The sequence below is a fragment of the Jiangella rhizosphaerae genome, assembly GCF_003579925.1.
GTDB lineage: Bacteria > Actinomycetota > Actinomycetes > Jiangellales > Jiangellaceae > Jiangella > Jiangella rhizosphaerae.
On the sequence record NZ_QUAL01000415.1, the window covers coordinates 1 to 15,431 of the forward strand.

The window sequence follows — 15,431 nt, forward strand, 5'->3', positions numbered from 1 at the left end:
TCATCGCTCAACAACGACTCACGCGACATGACCCCAACAATCGCGGCCCACACCGCCAATCTTTAGGAGACACGCCCTAGGCGGCGCTGGCTAGGCGTCCGGGTCGTCGTCGGTGCTGAGGGGAGCGGTCTGCGCCCATGCGGCCCAGTCGGCGAGGGCTTGGTGCAGCCGGATCCCCGCCTCCGCCGCGATGCGGATCGCCTGCGTCGGCGGGCTGTCGCCGTACTCGCCGCGATCCTTGGCGGCGGCGAGCTCGCGGTAGAAGTCGGCGGTGCGCTGGTAGTACGCGGCCTCCGCCTCCAGGTGCCGCCGGAGGTCGTCGGCCGGCATGAGCCAGAAGAAGACCGAGCGCAGCAGCGCCTGCAGCCGCATGGTGTGGTCGACCTCGGTGGAGGTGAGCCAGCGCCGCACCTCCGCCAGTCCCTCCGGCGTGATGCGGTAGGCCTTGCGGCCGCGCGCACCGACGGAGTCGACCTCGATGAGGCCTTCGTCGGCGAGTTTGCCGAGCTCGGCGTAGATCTTCGGGTGCTGGGCGGGCCACACCATGCCGAGCACCTCCTGGAACCGGCCGGCGAGGTCGTAGCCGCTGGCCGGGCCCTCGGCGAGGATGCCCAGCAGGCCGTGCCTCAGCGACATCGAACCCCTCTCTCCGGAACCGGTCCACCTCATCTTGACATGTCCCTCCGGCCACATGAATACTCGAACATGTCCTAAGGTACATGTCCGTTGAGACAGGTGGAGCGCTCATGGCAGAGAGCAAGGGAGCCGTCCTGGTGACGGGGGCCAACGGCGGCATCGGCGCGGCGGCGGTCCGCGCGCTGGCCGGCCGCGGCACGACGGTGTTCGCGACGGTCCGCGGCGACGCGAGCGCGATCGCCGGCGTCAAAGGCGTCCGCGTCGTCGAGATGGACGTCACCGACCCGGCCAGCGTCACGCTGGCGGCGAAGAAGGTCAGTCACGACGTCGGCGGCGCCGGGCTGCGCGCCGTCGTCAACAACGCGGGCGTCATCGTGCAGGGCCCGCTCGAACTGGTCCCGCAGAACGAGCTGCGCCGCCAGTTCGAGGTGAACACGTTCGGCCCGGCCTACGTCACGCAGTCGTTCCTGCCGCTGCTGCGTGCCGGCGGCGGCCGCGTCGTCAACGTCAGCGCGCCGACGGCGTGGGTGCCGGTCCCGTTCCTGGGCCCCATCGGCGCGAGCAAGGCGGCGCTGGAGTCGCTGTCCGGGGCGCTGCGCGGCGAGCTCGCGGTCTGGAAGATCCCGGTGGTGCTGGTGGAGCCCGGGACGACGAGCACGCTGATCTTCGCGAAGGCCGAGGCCGCCGCCCGCGGCGCGCTGAACGACGCCGATCCGGGCCGGGTCGCGCTGTACCGGCAGCACCTCGCGGCGGTGGAGAAGGCGGCGGCGAACCAGCGGACCAGCCCGCCCGAGAAGGTCGCGGCCGCCATCGTCAAGGCGGTCGAGGCGCGCCGGCCGCGGCGCTGGTACGCGGCGTCGAGCGACGTGCGCGTGCTACGCCTCGTCTCGCGCCTGCGCGCCGGGCTGCGCGACGCGATGATCGCGCGCACGTTCGGCCTGTCCGGCATCAAGGCGGCGGCGTGACGCGCACGATCGTCGTCGCCGGGGCGACGTCCGGGCTGGTCCGGCGGTCCGCGGAGGACCTCGCCGCGGCCGGGCACCGGATGATCCTCATCGGACGTGACTCCGAGCGCGCGGCGGACCTGCAACGACGCCTCCCGCGCGCCGATGTCGTCACCGCGGACCTGTCGACGGCGGACGGCGTCGCCCACGCGGCCGCGGCGGTCCGGGCCGCCACCGGCCGCGTCGACACGCTGGTCAACGGCGCCGGCGTCATGCTGCCCCGCCGCACGCTCACCGCCGAGGGCCTAGAGCTGAACTTCGCCGTCCACCAGCTGGCGCCGTTCTCGCTGACCAGCGCGTTGCTGCCGCTGCTGCAGGCCGGCGACGGCCGGGTGGTCAACGTCAACTCGGAAGGACACCGGGCGCCGCTGCGGGGAAGCGGCCCGGTCGCCGTCGACTTCGACGACCTGCAGAGCGCGCGCCGCTACGACCCGTTCCTCGTCTACAGCCGCACCAAGCTGGCGAACCTGCTCTTCACCTACGAGCTGCACCGGCGGCACCCGGAGCTGACCGTCGTCGCACTGCACCCGGGCATGGTCCGCACCGACCTCGGCCGGCACTTCCCGCGGGCGCTGGTCCTGATGGCGAACCTCATGTCGCTGCCGCTCCAGCAGGGCGCGGACCCGGTGACCCGGCTGGCCGCCGCGGACACCGTCGAGAACGGCGCCTACTACGACCGGTTCCGGCCGGTGGCGTCGTCGCAGGCCTCGTACGACCGCGACGACGCCCGCCGGCTGTGGGAGCTCACCGAACGGCTGCGCGGCCCATTCAGTGGTACGTGTGCTCCTCCGCGGGAAACGCACCGCTGACGACGTCGTCGGCGAAGGCCTTGGTGGCGTCGGCGAGCGCGCCGCGGAGGTCGCCGTACTGCTTGACGAACCGCGGCAGCCGGCCGCCGCGCAGGCCGGCCATGTCCTGCCAGACGAGCACCTGGGCGTCGACGTCGGGACCCGCGCCGATGCCGACGGTCGGGATGGACAGCCGCTTCGTCACCTCGGCCGCGACCTGCGCCGTCACCATCTCGAGGACGACGGCGAACGCCCCGGCCTCCTCGAGCGCCAGCGCGGACTCGATGAGCCGGTCGGCCTCGGCGCCCCGGCCCTGCACGCGGTAGCCGCCCAGCGCGTTGACGCTCTGCGGCGTGAACCCGATGTGCGCCATGACCGGGATGCCGGCCTCGACGATGCGGCGCACGGACTCGACGACCGGGAGACCGCCCTCGAGCTTCACCGCCTGGGCGCCGGTCTCTTTCATGATGCGGATCGACGTGGCCAGCGCCTGCTCGGCGCCCAGTTGGTACGACCCGAACGGCAGGTCGCAGACGACGAGCGCCCGGCTGGTGGACCGCACGACGGCGCGGGCCAGCGGGATCATCTCCTCGACGGTGACCGGGACGGTGTCGGGGTGGGCATAGACGTTGTTGCCGGCCGAGTCGCCGACCAGCAGCACCGGGATGCCGGCGGCGTCGAAGATCTCAGCGGTGTACATGTCGTACGAGGTGAGCATGGGCCACCGCTCGCCGCGCTCCTTGGCGGTGCGCAGGTCGCGGATGGTGACCCGCCGGGAGAGCTGGCCGCCGTACAACGGGACGGTCTCGTGCGTCATCGCAGGACTCCTTGAGTGTGTCTCGAGGCCCGTGTCCGGGTCCCCTAACACCTCCGATTGTCCCACGAACGGCGATGTCAGTGCGGCGGAGGCGGAGGCGGCAGGTCGCGCGCGGTGCGTTCCGCGGCCGGCGGGTCGACGGGACCCGGCTGGGCGGGCGTCGACTCAGCGGCCGCCGGCTCGCTCGCGGCGGGACCGGCCGCCGGGACGTCCGCCTTGGGCGCGTCGGCCGGCGCAGACCCCTCGCGGGCGGCCTCGCGCCAGGCGCTGGTGATCGGCACCCGGCGATCGCGGCCGAAGTTGCGTATCGTGATCTTCGGCCCGGGCGGGTACTGGCGCCGCTTGTACTCGGCGGTGTCGACCATGCGCAGCACCTTGGCGACGAGGTCGGCGTCGAATCCGGCGGCCTGCAGCTCCGTCGCGCCGAGGTCCTGCTCGAGGTGCCGGTAGAGGACGTCATCGAGCAGCGGGTAGTCGGGCAGCGAGTCGGAGTCGAGCTGGCCGGGGCGCAGTTCGGCACTCGGCGGCTTGTCGATGGAGCCCTGCGGGATCGGCGGGGTCTCGCCGCGCTCGGCGGCGGCCGCGTTGCGCCAGCGGGCCAGTTCCCAGGTCAGCGTCTTCGGGACGTCCTTGATCGGCGCGTAGCCGCCGACCGCGTCGCCGTAGATGGTGGAGTAGCCGACCGCCAGCTCGGTCTTGTTGCCGGTGGCGAGCACCAGGTGACCCTCCTGGTTCGACAGCCCCATGAGCGTCATGCCGCGCACCCGCGCCTGCAGGTTCTCCTCGGCCAGCCCGGTCAGTTCGATGTTGTCGAGGAACGCGCGGACCATCGGCGCGATCGGGATGGTCCGGAACTTCAGCCCGGTGCGCTGTGCAAGCTCCTGTGCGTCGGACTTCGAGTGCTCCGACGAGTAGGAGCTCGGCATCGAGACCCCGTGCACGTTCTCGGCGCCCAGCGCGTCGACCGCGACGGCGGCCACCAGCGCGGAGTCGATGCCGCCCGACAATCCCAGAACGACCGACGAGAAGCCGTTCTTGCGCACGTAGTCGCGCAGCCCCGTCACGATGGCGGCGTAGACCTCGGCGAGGTCGGACAGCCGGGGCGCCAGCGCGCCCGGGTCGGGGGTGTACGCGGGCAGCGGCGCGGTGGTCAGCGTGGTGCGGTGAACGGCGAACCCGGCCACGCGCTCCTGCGTCATGCCCCACGGGCCCGGCGCCGGCGCGACCGCCTCGGGCAGCTGCAGGTCGACGACCAGGCAGCCCTCCTCGAACTGCGGCGCCCGGGCGAGCAGCTCGCCGTCGGGGCGGACGACGAGGGAGTCGCCGTCGAAGACCAGCTCGTCCTGGCCGCCGACCATGTTCACGTACGCCAGCGTCGCCTGCGCGTCGGCGGCCCGGCGGCGGGCGAGGTCGAGGCGGGTGTCGTCCTTGTTGCGCTCGTACGGCGACCCGTTGACGACCAGCAGCAGCCCGGCCCGGGCCTCGCGTGCGACGGAGACCGGCCCGCCGTCCTGCCAGATGTCCTCGCAGATCGCGAGCGCGACATCGACGCCGTGCAGCCGGAACACGCCGAGGTGGTCGCCGGGGACGAAGTAGCGGGCCTCGTCGAAGACCCCGTAGTTGGGCAGGTGGTGCTTGGCCTGCCGCGCCACCACGCGCCCGCCGTAGAGGACGGCGACGGCGTTCTGCGGCGACCCCTTGGGCCGGCCCAACTGGTACTGCTGGGCCGTCGCGTCGTCGCGCCCGAGGTACCCGACGACGACCGCCGTGGCGCCCAACCCCTCGGCGTCGAGCCGGACCGCCAGCTTCTCCAGCGCCGCTCGCGAGGCGTCGACGAACGACGCCCGCAGCGCGAGGTCCTCGACCGGGTAGCCGGTGAGCATCATCTCGGGGAACGCGACCAGGTGGGCGTGCTGCGCGGCGACGTGCTTCGTCATGCGGACGACGAGGTCCGCGTTGGCCTCCAGCGCACCGACGGTGGGGTTCACCTGAGCGAGCGCGATTCTGATCTGCGGCACGATCCGAGCCTAATGCCACAGGGGACACCGTCCGGCTACCCGGCGGACACGACGGTGGGGCAGACTGGCGGCGTGGAGAAGCAGCAGCAGTTCGTCCTCCGGTCGCTGGAAGAGCGCGACATCCGGTTCGTCCGGCTCTGGTTCACCGACGTGCTCGGGTTCCTGAAGTCGGTCGCGGTCGCCCCCGCCGAGCTGGAGAACGCGTTCTCCGAGGGCATCGGCTTCGACGGCTCGGCCATCGAGGGGTTCGCGCGCGTCTACGAGGCCGACATGCTGGCCAAGCCCGACCCGACGACGTTCCAGGTGCTGCCGTGGCGCGGCGGCTCCAACGGCACCGCACGGATGTTCTGCGACATCCTCATGCCCGACGGCTCGCCGTCCTACGCCGACCCGCGGCACGTCCTCAAGCGGGCCCTGAGCAAGGCCGCCGAGCAGGGCTTCACCTTCTACACCCACCCCGAGGTCGAGTTCTTCGTCTTCAAGAACCAGCCCACCGGCGGCGACGAGCCGGTCCCCGTCGACGCCAGCGGCTTCTTCGACCATACCGCGCACGGCATCGCGCAGGACTTCCGCCGCGACACCATCACGATGCTCGAGGACATGGGCATCTCGGTGGAGTTCAGCCACCACGAGGGCGCGCCGGGCCAGCAGGAGATCGACCTGCGCTACGCCGACGCGCTGGCCACGGCCGACAACCTCATGACGTTCCGCGCCGTCGTCCGCGAGGTCGCGCTGTCGCAGGACCTCTACGCGTCGTTCATGCCCAAGCCGTTCACCGAGTGGCCGGGGTCGGGCATGCACACGCATGTGTCGCTGTTCGAGGGCGACCGCAACGTCTTCCACGAGCCGGGCGCGGAGTACCAGCTGTCCAAGGTGGCCCGCTCGTTCATCGCCGGGCTGCTCAAGCACGCGCCCGAGATCACCGCCGTCACCAACCAGTGGGTCAACTCCTACAAGCGGCTGCGCGGCGGCGGCGAGGCGCCGGCCTACATCTGCTGGGGCCACAACAACCGCTCCGCGCTGGTCCGCGTGCCGATGTACAAGCCCGACAAGGGCCAGTCGGCGCGCATCGAGTTCCGCTCGCTGGACTCCGCCTGCAACCCGTACCTCGCCTACGCGGTCGTCCTCGCGGCCGGGCTCAAGGGCATCGAGGAGGGCTACGAGCTGCCGCCGGGCGCCGAGGACGACGTGTGGGCGCTGACCGACCGCGAGCGCCGGGCCATGGGCATCGACCCGCTGCCGGCCTCGCTCGACGAGGCGATCCAGGCCATGGAGAGCTCCGAGCTGGTCGCCGAGACGCTGGGCGAGCACGTCTTCGAGTTCTTCCTGCGCAACAAGCGCTCGGAGTGGAACGAGTACAGCCTGCAGGTCACCGCGTTCGAGCGGGCCAAGATGCTGCCGGTGATGTGACGGCCGTGACGGAGGCCGTCGACGTCGTCGAGCACGAGCCGGGCTGCCCGCTGGACCGCTTCGGCGGCTGGCTGGAGTCCGCTGGCGTGCGCGTGCGGGTGGTGCGGCCCTACGCCGGCGACCCGGTCCCGTCGCAGCCCGGTGCCGGGCTGATCGTGCTGGGCGGGCAGATGAACGCCTACGACGACGGCGTCGCGCCCTGGCTGCCGGCGGTGCGCTCACTGCTGGCCGCCGCCGTCCAGGACGGGACGCCGACGCTGGGCATCTGCCTGGGCGCGCAGCTGCTGGCGGTCGCGTGCGGCGGCCGGGTCGACGTCGGCGCCGCGCCCGGCCGCGAGTCCGGCGTCGTCGACGTTCACTGGCGCGCCGAGGCCGACGGCGACCCGCTGGTCGGCGGCCTGCCCGAGCCGTTCCCCGGGCCGAGCATGCACGCCGACGCCGTCGCCGAGCTGCCGCCGGGCGCCGTCTGGCTCGCGTCGTCGGCGCTGTACCCGCACCAGGCGTTCCGGGTCGGGGCCGCGGCGTGGGGTGTCCAGTTCCACCCGGAGGTGTCCGAGCCGACGTTCGCCGGCTGGGCGGACGAGCTGCCCGACGTCGACGCCGGTCCGGTCGTGCGCGAGCTGGCGTCGCGCGACGCCGAGGTCGTCGCCGCGGGGCTCGAGCTGGCCGCCCGGTTCGCCCGCATCGTCGCGACGGCGCCGGCGGTGCGCCGCTAGACGCCGGCCGATGTCCAGGGTGCGCCGCCAGCTGCCCGTGCTCGCGGTCATCGCCGCAGGCGGCGTGCTGGGCGCGCTGGCCCGTCACGGCGCGGCGTCCCTGCAGCCCGACGCCGGCACCGGCTGGCCGTGGGCGATCCTGGCCGTCAACGTGTCGGGCTGCCTGCTGATCGGCGTCCTCATGGCCGTCCTGCTGGGCCTCACCGCCCCGCACCGGCTGCTGCGGCCGTTCCTCGGCATCGGCGTGCTCGGCGGGTACACGACGTTCTCGACCTACGCCGTCGACACCCAGCGGCTGCTGGTCGAGGGGCGGTACGCGGCCGCGGTGACGTATTTCCTGGTGACGCCCGTGCTGGCGCTTCTGGCGGTGTGGCTCGGGACCGCGGCGACGCGGGCCGTGCGAGGAAGGAGACGCGCATGACGCTGCAGGGACCGGCGAAGCGGCTGACGATCGTCGTCGGCGAGAACGACACCTGGCACGGCCGGCCGCTCTACACCGAGCTCGTGCACCGGGCGCACGCCGCCGGACTGGCCGGCGCGAGCGTGTTCCGCGGCATCGAGGGGTTCGGCGCGTCGCACCACATCCACACCACGCGCATCCTGAGCCTGTCCGAGGACCTACCGGTCGCGGTGGTGATCGTGGACCGTGCCGACGCCGTCACCCGGTTCGTCGACGAGGTCGCGCCGCTGGTGAGCGAGGGCCTCATCACGCTGGCCGACGTCGAGGTGGTCCGGTACGTGGGCCGTGGCGCCGGCGGTCGCGGCGCTGGCGGTGCTGCATGACAGTGCTGCTGGTGGCGGCCGGCGCCGCGGTCGGCGCGCCCCTGAGATACGTCGTGGACCGCTGGGTGCAGACGCGGCTGGGCGCCGGGTTCCCGTGGGGCACGCTGGTGGTCAACGTCATGGGCTCCTTCGTGCTCGGGCTGGTGCTCGGCTCACCGTCCGTGGGCGACGACGTCGTCGCGCTGGCCGGCACCGGGTTCTGCGGCGCCCTGACCACGTACAGCACGTTCGGCTACGAGACGCTGCGACTGCTCGAGGACGGCGCCTGGGTGCGCGGCGTGGCCAACGTGCTGGTCAGCCTCGCCGCCGGCCTGGGCGCCGCCGCCCTCGGCTGGACGCTGGCGTGGTGACCCTCTCAAGTTGATCTTGGAGAAAGGCCGCCATTGCGGTCCGAAATGTCCGATGGATACCGGCCGTACTCCAAGATCAACGTGGGGTGGGGTGGACGGTCGGAGGGCGGAGGGCGGCGGCGGTAGGTTGGTGGCATGTCTGTGAACCGGACCGAGGGCCGCGTCGCCGCGTTGGCCAAGGCCGGGTTCGCCGACACCGCCGCCGCGCAGCGCGAGCTGGACGGCCCGCTGCTCGGCGAGCTCGCCAGTACCGACCTCGTCGCCGCGCTGGGCGTCGTCGCCGACCCCGACCTCGGGCTGCGCGGGCTCGGGCGGCTGATGGAGTCGCTCGGGACGGACGAGCGCCGGGCCCGGCTGCGCGACGTCCTGGCCGCCGACTCGCCGCACCGGCGCCGGCTGCTGGCCGTGCTCGGGTTCAGCTCGGCGCTCGCCGACCACCTGTGCCGGCATCCGGACCACTGGCTCGACCTCGGCGAGCTCGACCCGGAGCGCCGGCCCGCCGCCGCCGCCGTCCGGGCCCGTCTGCTCACCGCCGTCGGCGCCGACCCGGCCGCGGCGGAACCCGTCGCGGTGGGGGAGCAGCCGGAGCTGCTCGACGCCCTGCGGGTGGCCTACCGGCGGCACGTCACGGCGCTCGCGGCGCTCGACCTCGCCGACCGGCTGGACGTCGCCGCCGTCGCCGCCGAGCTGGCCGACCTCGCCGGGGCGACGCTCGAGGCCGCTCTCGCCGTCGCGCGGGCCGCGCTCCCGGACGGCGCGCCCGGCTGCCGGCTGGCCGTCATCGCCATGGGCAAGGCCGGCGGCCGCGAGCTGAACTACGCCTCCGACGTCGACGTGGTGTTCGTCGGCGAGCCGCCGGCCGACGACCCCGACGGCGCGTCCGGCTGGCTCACCACCGCGACGACGCTGGCCACGGCGCTGATGCGCGCCTGCTCCGTCTACACCGGTGAGGGAACGATCTGGCCGGTCGACGCCGCGCTGCGGCCCGAGGGCAAGCGCGGCCCGCTGGTGCGCACCGTCGCCAGCCACGTCGCCTACTACCGCGACTGGGCGAAGACGTGGGAGTTCCAGGCCCTGCTCAAGGCCCGCCCGGTGGCCGGCGACCACGCGCTCGGCCAGGAGTACCTCGACGCCGTCATGCCGATGGTGTGGACGGCGTCCGCCCGCGACGGCTTCGTCGACGACGTCCACGCCATGCGCCGCCGGGTCGAGGACCACATCCGCCCGGCCGAGGCGGACCGTCAGCTCAAGCTCGGCCCCGGCGGGCTGCGCGACGTCGAGTTCGCCGTCCAGCTGCTGCAGCTCGTGCACGGCCGGGCCGACGCCAGCCTGCACGACGGCAACACGCTCGACACGCTCGCGGCCCTGACGGCCGGCGGCTACGTCGGGCGCGAGGACGGCGCCGTGCTCGACGCCGCGTACCGGTTCCTGCGCACGTTCGAGCACCGCATCCAGCTGCGCGGGCTGCGCCGCACGCACGTCGTCCCCGACTCCGACGAGCAGTTGCGGATCCTCGCGCGGTCGCTGGCGATGAAGCAGCCGGCCGAACTGGTCGATGTCTGGCACCAGCAGGCCCGCGAGGTGCGGCGGCTGCACGAGAAGCTGTTCTACCGGCCGCTGCTGTCCGCGGTGGCGCGGCTGCCCGGCGACGGTGTCCGGCTCAGCCCGGAGGCCGCGCTGGCGCGGCTGCGGGCACTCGGGTACGTCGACCCCGCGGGCGCGCTGCGACACATCGAGGCGCTGACGACGGGCGTGTCGCGGCGGGCCGCCATCCAGCGGACGCTGCTGCCGGTGCTGCTCGGCTGGTTCGCCGACGCGCCCGAGCCCGACACCGGGCTGGCCGGGTTCCGCAAGGTCAGCGATGCGCTCGGGACGACGCCGTGGTACCTGCGGCTGCTGCGCGACGACGGCGCGGCGGCCGAGCGGATGGCCCGCGTGCTGGCGTCCGGCCGGTACGCGACGGAGCTGCTGCTGCGCGCGCCCGAGGCGGTCTCGCTCCTCGGCGACGACGACGCGCTGCGACTGCGGGAACGGGGACCCCTGGAGAAGGAGGTCCTGGCCGGCGTCCAGCGGCACGACGACCCCGTCGCCGCCATCGGCGTCGTCCGGGCCATGCGCCGCCGCGAGCTGTTCCGCGTCACCGTCGCCGACCTCGCCGTCGACACCCCCATCGAGGACGTCGGCGAGGCGCTGACGGTCATCGCGGAGGCGACCCTGTCCGGCGCGCTGGCCGCCGCCACCCGCGCCGTCGAGGCCGCGCGCGGCGGGCCGCTGCCGACCCGGCTGGCCGTCGTCGCGATGGGCCGGCTCGGCGGCCGCGAGATGGGGTACGCGTCCGACGCCGACGTGCTGTTCGTGCACACGCCGTACCCCGACGAGGACGAGACCGAGGCGGCGTCCGCCGCGCTCGCCGTCGCCAACGAGATGACCCGGCTGCTCTCGCTGCCCTCGCCGGAGCCGTCGCTCACCGTCGACGCCGCACTGCGGCCGGAGGGCAAGCAGGGTCCGCTGGTGCGGACGCTGGCCTCGTACGCCGCCTATTACGACCGGTGGGGCGAGGTGTGGGAGCGGCAGGCGCTGCTGCGGGCGGCGCCGTGCTGCGGCGACCCGGAGCTGCTCCGGCGCTTCTCGGCGCTGATCGACCCGCTGCGCTGGCCGACGGCGGGGTTGACGGAGGCGCAGGTTCGCGCCGTGCGGCGGATGAAGGCCCGCGTCGAGTCCGAGCGGCTCCCGCGCGGCGCCGACCCGTCCATGCATCTCAAGCTCGGCCCCGGGGGTCTCGCCGACGTCGAGTGGACGGCGCAGCTGCTGCAGCTGCGGCACGCGGCGGGGGTGCCGCAGCTGCGGACGACGTCGACCCCCGGGGCGCTGACCGCCGCGGTGGCGGCGGGCCTGCTGGCCGAGTCCGACCGCGCCGTGCTCGTCGACGCCTGGCGGCTGGCGGCCCGCATCCGCAACGCGACGGTGCTGGTCACCGGCCGGCCGTCGGACATGCTGCCCAAGGATCCCAAGACGCTGGCCGCGGTGTCGCAGGTGCTCGGCTACGGCGCCGGCGAGAGCACCGTGTTCGTCGACGACTACCACCGCAGCGCCCGCAAGGCTCGCGCCGTCGTCGAACGCCTCTTCTACGACGACGTCCGCTGACCGGGGTCGCTTGCTCAGCCGGGTGGGCGTCGCGCGTCGTCCGGTGGCTCGTCGGCACGTCCGGTCCCCTCGGCCGGCTCGCTCGCCGTTCCGCGCCGCAGCTGGGCGTCGAGCTGCTCCCGCCAGCGGTAGAGCTCGCCCAGGGCTTGCAGGCGGACCTCCTCGGTGAGCGACGCGGCGGCCGCGCGCAGGACGTCCTCGTGGTCGCGCCAGTAGACGCCCACCGCGTCCGCGACCTCGTGGGCGTCGGTCTCGCCCTGCGCGGCGGCTCGCAGCTGTTCCCGGATCTGCTCCAGGCCGGCCGTCGCCGCCTCGAGCGCTTGCTCGTCCACCCCCTGATCGTGGTCGCCCGGGCGGGTCATCATGGTCGCACCGGTGCCGTGGCCGTCCCGCCGCCGAGACCTTCGAGCAGCCGGATCAGCGCGTCGATCAGGCCCTGCAGCAGACGGCCGAGCGTGCTGCCGAGGTCGACGCCGTCGAGGAGACCGGCGATGGCGCACAGCAGGTTGCCGAGCAGGTTGCCCGGACCGGGGATGGCGGTGATGTCGAGGACGACTTGATTGAGCTGCACACGCAACCCGAGCAGGTTCAGGTCGAGAGGGCCGAGCTCGAGATGCAGGATCGGACAGGGCTCCTGCGGTGGAGGGGTGGTCATCTGGGGCCTCCCGGTGGTGCTGGCAAACAGTGGACGCGCTGCCGGCCCAGATCCCGCAACGCATGGTCCCGCTGCCCGTACCCCACCTCGTGGCCACTATGCGGACAAATCTGGTGATATCGGGCCGACTTTGCGGTCTCGGAGGCGGTGCGGCGACTGCTGGCGATTCGCGGCGGGTCTCAGCCAGTGCCTGGGTGAGGCCTCCGCACGGCGCGGACCTCGCACCGCGGTGTCCGTCGCCCTCCGCCGACGTCGCCGCCGCCAGCCGTTGATCTTGGAGTTCTTCGGGTATCTATCGGGCAAATCGGACCGCAATGGCCGAACAACTCCAAGATCAACGCCGAGTGCGGGGGCGTCAGGCGCGGGCTAGGATCGCTGCGCCACACGGCCCGCCGGCTCGCCGAGAGGATCCGCTGCGATGACGCCTGCTGACGAGTCCTCCGCCCACGCCGCTCACCTGGAGCGTTGCGTCGAGCTGGCCGAGCTCGCGCTCGAGGAGGGCGACGACCCGTTCGGGTCGGTGCTGGTGAGCGCCGACGGCACGGTGCTGGCCGAGGACCGCAACCGCGAGACGACCACCGCGGACCCGACCGCCCATCCGGAGCTGGCGCTGGCCCGGTGGGCCGTTCGGCACCTGCCGCCGGCCGAGCGGGCCGCTGCGACCGTCTACACCTCGGGCGAGCACTGCCCGATGTGCGCGGCGGCCCACGGCTGGGCCGGGCTCGGGCGCATCGTCTACGCCGCGTCGAGCGCTCAACTGGCGGCCTGGCGCGCCGAGTGGGGACTGCCGGAATCGCCCGTGCGCGTCCTTCCGATCACCGACGTCGTGCCCGGGCTCGAGGTGGTGGGGCCGGTCGCGCCCTACGACGAGCGCATGCGGGCCGTCCACCAGCGCGCCGCGCGGAGGTGAGCCGTTGCGATCGTCGTCGTGGATGCTGTCCTGATCGTGTGCCCGCCGTTCGTCACCAGATCTGAGCGGGACGGTCCCGCGGACTCGAGGAGCGCAGATGAACCAGTACATGCTGTCGGTGTACGAGGCGGAGGGGGCTGTGGCGGGTGCGCCCGCCACGCCCGAGGCGATGCAGGCCTTCCTGGGTCGCGTGATCGCGCTGGAGGAGGAGATGGACCGGGCCGGCGCCTTCGTGTTCGGCGGCGCGCTGCACGGACCCGACGCCGCCACCGTCGTGCGGGGAGGCACCGGCCTCGACAAGGTGACCACCGATGGGCCGTTCGTGGAGGCGAAGGAGCACATCGGCGGCTTCTACGTCATCGAGGCCGACGACCTCGACGCGGCGTTGGCGTGGGCGGAGAAGGTGGTGGAGGCCACCAACCACGACATCGAGGTGCGGCCGTTCCGGGCGACCGGACGCGTGCAGGCGGCCACCGACTGACGTCACGACGGACGACGATGGACGACGTCGAGCGGGCGTTCCGCGAGGCGCACGGCCCGGCCGTGGCCACGCTGACCAGGCTCTTCGGTGACCTCGGCCTGGCCGAGGACGCCGTCCAGGACGCCTTCGTGACCGCCGTCGACCGGTGGCCGCGCGACGGTGTCCCGGACAATCCCGCCGGCTGGATCGTCAGGACCGCGCGGAACCGCGCCGTCGACGTCGTCCGCCGCGATCGACGCGGACGCGAACTGACCGAGAAGCTCGCGTCCGACCCGCTCCGAGCTGGATCTCCCGCCGACGAGCAGACGTCGGAACCCCTGCGCGACGACCAGCTACGGCTCGTCTTCACCTGCTGCCACCCTGCGCTCCGCGTCGAGCACCAGGTGGCGCTCACCCTCCGCCTCGTCGCGGGACTCAGCCCTGCGGAGGTGGCCTCGGCCTTCCTCGTCAGTGAGGAGACCATGGCCAAGCGCCTGGTGCGGGCCAAGTACAAGATCAAGGCGGCACGCATCCCGTACCGCGTGCCGGACGACACGGAGTTGCCGGGCCGGCTGCGTGCGGTGCTCACGGTGCTCTACCTGGTCTACAACGCCGGTGCGGACGTCGGCGCGCGCGGTGAGCTGCGGGCCGAGGCGATCCGGCTCACCCGCCTCCTGGTCACCCTGATGCCGGACGAGCCGGAGGTCGCGGGTCTGCTGGCCCTGATGCTGCTGAACGAGGCGCGCCGGCCGGCGCACGGCGAGGCCGACGTCGTGCTGCTGAAGGACCAGGACCGGTCGTTGTGGGATCGTGTCCTGATCGTCGAAGGGCAGGAGCTCGTGCTGGGCGCTCTGCGGCGACGGCGGCCGGGGCCGTACCAGCTGCAGGCCGCGATCCAGGCGCTGCACTGCGCGGCCCGCCGCTACGAGGACACCGACTGGGCGTCGATCGTCCGGTTCTACGACCGGCTGATCTCGGTCATGCCGACCCCCGTCGTGGCGCTGAACCGCGCCGTCGCCGTCGCCGAGACCGACGGGCCCGGCGACGGCCTGCTCCTGCTCGACGAGCTCGCCGGCGAACTGGGCGGCTACCACCCGTGGCACGCCGCGCGCGGCTCCATGCTGAAGCGGCTCGGACGGCGGCCCGAGGCCGCGGCGGCCTATGCCCGCGCCGCGGAGCTGGCGAGAACCGAACCCACGGCACGCTTCCTCCGCGCGCAGAGCGAGCGCCTCGAGCGCGACGCTGAAGGGTGAGGAGGCGTTGGCGAGGAACGAGCTCTCACACGGGCAGCCATGAGGGCCACCAGGGCGGCACGTTGGCGGGGCAGATCGGATCGGGATAGTCCGACGGCGTGCCGACCCAGGCGAACAGCAACCACGCCAGGAGGACGACCGTCAGCGCGCCGGCCACCAGCCCGGCCGGCGCCCGCCTCGTGACACGTCCGACGCCTGCGGACGCGGCGGCGAACGCGGCCGCGTGCAGCCCCCATACGACCGGCAGGACCATGAGGACGGCGAGCAGATTCGCCCCCGCGTTCAGCCCCACGTCGCAGTCCGCATGCGCGCGGCTGATCAGGCCGGCGAGCGCCAGCGCCACGACACCACCCACGACGACGCCGGCGCCGAACCCGGTTCGCGGGCGGGACTCGGCCATGGTCATCCGCGCTCCTGTCCGTGGGCGTCCACAGGTATGCGGAGGGTACACATGAGAGCCGCCGGCCGCGCCTCGAGGCAGGCGGCC

The 15,431-nt window shown here is 73.4% G+C and carries 17 protein-coding genes; 11 read left to right on the forward strand and 6 right to left on the reverse strand.

The window, feature by feature from the left end:
* Nucleotides 1–90: 90 nt before the first annotated feature.
* Nucleotides 91–636, reverse strand: coding sequence for a PadR family transcriptional regulator (locus DY240_RS28030; RefSeq protein ID WP_119662947.1), 546 nt, complete (start codon nt 634–636; stop codon nt 91–93).
* A 110-nt stretch (nt 637–746) separates the two neighbouring features.
* On the opposite strand from DY240_RS28030, the gene DY240_RS28035 reads away from it, so the two are divergent.
* Nucleotides 747–1,601 (forward strand): SDR family NAD(P)-dependent oxidoreductase, encoded by an 855-nt coding sequence (locus DY240_RS28035; protein ID WP_119662948.1) that lies wholly within the window; start codon nt 747–749, stop codon nt 1,599–1,601.
* Nucleotides 1,598–2,449 carry an SDR family NAD(P)-dependent oxidoreductase gene (locus tag DY240_RS31515; RefSeq protein ID WP_158603034.1) on the forward strand — a complete coding sequence of 284 codons (852 nt, stop codon included), beginning with the start codon at nt 1,598–1,600 and terminating at the stop codon, nt 2,447–2,449. The genes DY240_RS28035 and DY240_RS31515 overlap by 4 nt, the downstream gene beginning before the upstream one ends.
* Here the strand turns inward: DY240_RS31515 and panB are convergent.
* Both panB and DY240_RS28055 read right to left on the reverse strand, forming a co-directional pair.
* Nucleotides 2,409–3,245: a 3-methyl-2-oxobutanoate hydroxymethyltransferase gene (gene panB, locus DY240_RS28050; protein WP_119662950.1), complete on the reverse strand. Its 837-nt coding sequence runs from the start codon at nt 3,243–3,245 to the stop codon at nt 2,409–2,411. The two genes, DY240_RS31515 and panB, sit on opposite strands and share 41 nt — an antisense overlap.
* A 77-nt stretch (nt 3,246–3,322) precedes the next feature.
* A complete protein-coding gene (locus DY240_RS28055; protein WP_119662951.1) occupies nt 3,323–5,263 on the reverse strand; it encodes an NAD+ synthase in 1,941 nt (646 codons plus the stop codon).
* Nucleotides 5,264–5,335: 72 nt separating this feature from the next.
* Between DY240_RS28055 and glnA the strand changes: the two genes are divergently transcribed.
* From glnA to DY240_RS28085, 6 genes are all read left to right on the forward strand, one after another.
* On the forward strand, nt 5,336–6,673 hold the full coding sequence (gene glnA, locus DY240_RS28060; protein WP_119662952.1) for a type I glutamate--ammonia ligase: 1,338 nt from the start codon (nt 5,336–5,338) through the stop codon (nt 6,671–6,673).
* A 5-nt stretch (nt 6,674–6,678) separates the two neighbouring features.
* Nucleotides 6,679–7,389, forward strand: coding sequence for a type 1 glutamine amidotransferase (locus DY240_RS28065; RefSeq protein WP_199702642.1), 711 nt, complete (start codon nt 6,679–6,681; stop codon nt 7,387–7,389).
* 10 nt (nt 7,390–7,399) lie between these two features.
* Nucleotides 7,400–7,810: a fluoride efflux transporter CrcB gene (gene crcB / locus DY240_RS28070; RefSeq protein ID WP_119662954.1), complete on the forward strand. Its 411-nt coding sequence runs from the start codon at nt 7,400–7,402 to the stop codon at nt 7,808–7,810.
* Nucleotides 7,807–8,172, forward strand: a complete 366-nt coding sequence (locus DY240_RS28075) for a DUF190 domain-containing protein (RefSeq protein WP_119662955.1) — start codon at nt 7,807–7,809, stop codon at nt 8,170–8,172. The genes crcB (DY240_RS28070) and DY240_RS28075 overlap by 4 nt, the downstream gene beginning before the upstream one ends.
* Entirely contained in the window at nt 8,169–8,522 is a 354-nt protein-coding gene (crcB, locus tag DY240_RS28080; protein WP_119662956.1) for a fluoride efflux transporter CrcB, read from the forward strand. The genes DY240_RS28075 and crcB (DY240_RS28080) overlap by 4 nt, the downstream gene beginning before the upstream one ends.
* 135 nt (nt 8,523–8,657) lie before the next feature.
* Nucleotides 8,658–11,666: a bifunctional [glutamine synthetase] adenylyltransferase/[glutamine synthetase]-adenylyl-L-tyrosine phosphorylase gene (locus DY240_RS28085; RefSeq protein WP_119662957.1), complete on the forward strand. Its 3,009-nt coding sequence runs from the start codon at nt 8,658–8,660 to the stop codon at nt 11,664–11,666.
* Nucleotides 11,667–11,680: 14 nt separating this feature from the next.
* Here DY240_RS28085 and DY240_RS28090 read toward each other — a convergent pair whose 3' ends face one another.
* Together DY240_RS28090 and DY240_RS28095 are read right to left on the reverse strand one after the other, a co-directional pair.
* Nucleotides 11,681–11,998, reverse strand: a complete 318-nt coding sequence (locus DY240_RS28090) for a hypothetical protein (protein WP_147375555.1) — start codon at nt 11,996–11,998, stop codon at nt 11,681–11,683.
* A gap of 29 nt (nt 11,999–12,027) precedes the next feature.
* Entirely contained in the window at nt 12,028–12,321 is a 294-nt protein-coding gene (locus tag DY240_RS28095; RefSeq protein WP_119662959.1) for a hypothetical protein, read from the reverse strand.
* A 418-nt stretch (nt 12,322–12,739) separates the two neighbouring features.
* On the opposite strand from DY240_RS28095, the gene DY240_RS28100 reads away from it, so the two are divergent.
* The 3 genes from DY240_RS28100 to DY240_RS28110 all read left to right on the forward strand — a co-directional run bounded on the left by DY240_RS28100 (nt 12,740) and on the right by DY240_RS28110 (nt 14,944).
* The gene (locus tag DY240_RS28100) at nt 12,740–13,231 is read left to right on the forward strand and encodes a nucleoside deaminase (protein WP_119662960.1); all 492 of its coding nucleotides are present in this window, start codon (nt 12,740–12,742) and stop codon (nt 13,229–13,231) included.
* 97 nt (nt 13,232–13,328) lie between these two features.
* Nucleotides 13,329–13,712, forward strand: a complete 384-nt coding sequence (locus tag DY240_RS28105) for a YciI family protein (protein ID WP_119662961.1) — start codon at nt 13,329–13,331, stop codon at nt 13,710–13,712.
* A 17-nt stretch (nt 13,713–13,729) separates the two neighbouring features.
* Nucleotides 13,730–14,944, forward strand: coding sequence for an RNA polymerase sigma factor (locus DY240_RS28110; protein ID WP_119662962.1), 1,215 nt, complete (start codon nt 13,730–13,732; stop codon nt 14,942–14,944).
* Between the two features lie 25 nt (nt 14,945–14,969).
* Here DY240_RS28110 and DY240_RS28115 read toward each other — a convergent pair whose 3' ends face one another.
* Nucleotides 14,970–15,350, reverse strand: coding sequence for a hypothetical protein (locus DY240_RS28115; protein ID WP_119662963.1), 381 nt, complete (start codon nt 15,348–15,350; stop codon nt 14,970–14,972).
* Nucleotides 15,351–15,431 lie beyond the last annotated feature (81 nt).